This window comes from Blautia sp. DFI.6.71 (assembly GCF_020593585.1).
Taxonomy (GTDB): domain Bacteria; phylum Bacillota; class Clostridia; order Lachnospirales; family Lachnospiraceae; genus Blautia_A; species Blautia_A wexlerae.
This window is the reverse complement of record NZ_JAJDMJ010000189.1, coordinates 1-286: the sequence shown is the minus strand read 5'-3', so window position 1 is coordinate 286 and position 286 is coordinate 1. Positions and strand designations below refer to the sequence as shown.

Genomic DNA, 286 nt, shown 5'->3' with positions numbered 1-286 from the left:
ATTATAGGATGCTGACAGGTCACAATTATATCGTTTTCCTGTCTGGAAAGTACAGCGGCTGTAATCTTCCCAGTCACGTGTTACCGCCCCGGAACCATCATAAGCCAGTCTGCTGGTGTTCCATGCACAGATCCGGGATACCCGCATCCTTTTCCTGTGTGCCTGATGTTCACAGCGTCTTTGGATATCCCGCTTTCTCCACAGGTGCAGTTTCTGCTTTTTCTTTCCCGGTATCTTCCCCTGCATCTCCAGATACTCGAACACGATCACATCTGCATGGTTTTCT

Annotated in this window: 1 pseudogene; it reads right to left on the bottom strand. The window is 49.0% G+C overall.

The features are described 5' to 3' along the window. Nucleotides 1–286, bottom strand: a pseudogene (locus LJE12_RS19840) (IS200/IS605 family accessory protein TnpB-related protein); the annotation flags it as partial.